Origin of the sequence: Herbaspirillum lusitanum P6-12, from assembly GCF_000256565.1 — a bacterium.
Taxonomy (GTDB): Bacteria; Pseudomonadota; Gammaproteobacteria; order Burkholderiales; family Burkholderiaceae_D; genus Herbaspirillum; species Herbaspirillum lusitanum.
Genome location: NZ_AJHH01000533.1, coordinates 1 through 1,494 on the forward strand (window position 1 = coordinate 1; position 1,494 = coordinate 1,494).

The window sequence follows — 1,494 nt, forward strand, 5'->3', positions numbered from 1 at the left end:
CATTGCGCAGCACGGCGCCGTTCCCCAAACCGCCGGCTGCCTTGCTCCGAGGAGGCCGGGTGGAGTTGTCGGAGACCTGGCTGTTCAACAACGACGGCCGCTTCCAGTTGCGCACCATCGCGCAGCCGCAAAAGGGAGAGTGAGCAGGCTCCCGAACGAAAACGGCTATCGCCATTCCTTTTTTTAATTTCCTCGCATGGAGTATTGAGTTGATCAATCTGGTTGATTTCACACCGGGCCTGTCGCTGGCAGGCGGTTTAATGATCGGTGGGGCGATCGCCTTGCTGATCCTCTTCAATGGCAGGATAGCGGGCATCAGCGGCATCCTTGGCGGTTTGCTCGGTCTGCCGGAAAAGGATGTTGCATGGCGTGCGGCTTTTCTGATCGGCATGATGCTGGCGCCCGTGATCGCGATCGGGGGCGGCGTAGGAATTGATATCGAGATTCAGTCCGGCTGGGGAGAAATCCTGACGGCCGGCTTCCTGGTCGGCATCGGAACGCGTTATGCCGGCGGCTGCACCAGCGGCCACGGCGTCTGCGGAATATCGCGCGGCTCCCTACGCTCAGTCGTCGCGACGCTGACGTTCATGGCGGCGGGTTTTGCGACGGTGTTTGTCAAACTGCATCTGGTCGCAGCATGAAGAACGTGAAGGACACGACATGGCTACTGTAAGCGCATTATTTGCAGGTCTTTTATTTGGCCTTGGACTGATGGTTTCGGGCATGGCCGACCCGGCCAAGGTACTGGGTTTCCTCGATCTGTTCGGGCTGTGGAACCCTTCATTGATATTTGTGATGATGGGCGCCATCCTGCTGGGCGCACCGGCTTTCTTCCTTGCACGCCGGCGGCGCCGTTCCATACTGGGCCTGCCGATGCAGATCCCCGCCGCAGCGTCGCTAACGGTACGGCTGATCGCCGGCAGCGCAGTGTTCGGCATCGGCTGGGGCCTGGCCGGTTTCTGCCCCGGTCCAGCGCTGGTCTCAGCTGCCGCCGGTTACCCCAAGGCGATCGGATTCGTTGCGGCAATGATTGCCGGCATGCTGCTCTTCGATCAGCTGGAGCGCCTGAGACGGCGGTGAGAAGGCCCGAGGCCGGTATGCGCTGTCCGGTCCGGCCAAACTGGCCGAGATGAAAATCGTGCCGGGCGAAGCCGTCCGGGTGCCGGAAATCCAGCTGCGCCACCCGACCGAGGCGGTCGGCACACCCTGCAGAAACTCAATCTTCAGCGACGATGCAATTGCGTCCGCGTTGCTTGGCCATGTACAGGCGCTTGTCGACGGCTTCCATGAATTCGATGCGCTGATCCTGGCGCGATGGCACGATGGTTGCCATGCCGAGGCTGATGGTGACGACGCTGTCAACCTGCGATTTTTCGTGGGGGATTTTTTCCTTCACCACCAGCTTGCGGCAGCGTTGGGCCACCTTGAGGCCGGAGGCGCGATCGGTTTCGGGCAGGATCAGCACGAACTCTTCGCCGCCGTAGCGCGCGAAGA

3 protein-coding genes are annotated in these 1,494 nt (G+C 61.3%); 2 read left to right on the forward strand and 1 reads right to left on the reverse strand.

Annotation, left to right across the window (positions count from 1 at the left end):
• The first annotated feature begins 260 nt into the window (after positions 1-260).
• On the forward strand, positions 261-641 hold the full coding sequence (locus HLUSI_RS0117690) for a YeeE/YedE family protein (protein WP_050977737.1): 381 nt from the start codon (positions 261-263) through the stop codon (positions 639-641).
• Between the two features lie 19 nt (positions 642-660).
• Complete coding sequence (locus tag HLUSI_RS0117695) at positions 661-1,080, forward strand: DUF6691 family protein (protein WP_029363708.1); 420 nt, start codon at positions 661-663, stop codon at positions 1,078-1,080.
• A gap of 136 nt (positions 1,081-1,216) precedes the next feature.
• Here HLUSI_RS0117695 and HLUSI_RS29330 read toward each other — a convergent pair.
• Positions 1,217-1,494: diguanylate cyclase (locus tag HLUSI_RS29330; protein ID WP_040503622.1), on the reverse strand; the 278-nt coding region annotated here is incomplete at its 5' end.